Here is a 493-nt window from a genome sequence, read left to right as displayed (position 1 = left end):
TCATCAAGCTGTTCGAGTACAACGGTGGGATGCTCAACCAGGCCCAGCGGTACATGGCCACCTCCGACGCGCGTGAGGCGGCACGGTCCGCGCGGCTGTCGGCGGTGCTGTGGCTCGTCTGGCCGCTGGTGCTGTTCTTCCCGATGTGGATGTCGCCGCTGCTCGTGGAGTCGCAGAAGGCGGACGGGTCCGACTCCTACGCCCTGATGACCGAGCAGCTGCTGCCGCACGGACTGCTGGGGCTGGTCATCGTCGGCTTCTTCTCCCACACGATGGCCATGTGCTCCTCGGACGCCAACGCGATCGCCGCCGTGTTCACCCGGGACGTGGCGCCGGTGCTGTCCGCCCGGGCGCGGGCGTGGGGCGAACGGTCCGGGCTGGTCGCGGCGCGGGTCACGACCGTGGTGTTCCTGGGACTGTCCATGGCGGTGGCCACGCAGGTCGACTCGCCGACGTTCAAGGACATCATCACCGTGGTCATCAAGTGGGTGGC

At 68.4% G+C, this 493-nt stretch carries 1 pseudogene; it reads left to right on the top strand.

The annotated features are described in order from the left end of the window. Positions 1-493, top strand: a pseudogene (locus LPA54_RS36910) (Na+:solute symporter); the annotation flags it as partial.

This window comes from Streptomyces sp. DH12 (assembly GCF_020873895.1).
Taxonomy (GTDB): domain Bacteria; phylum Actinomycetota; class Actinomycetes; order Streptomycetales; family Streptomycetaceae; genus Streptomyces.
Note: the sequence above shows the minus strand (reverse complement) of the source record. Positions and strands in the feature narration are given on the sequence as shown.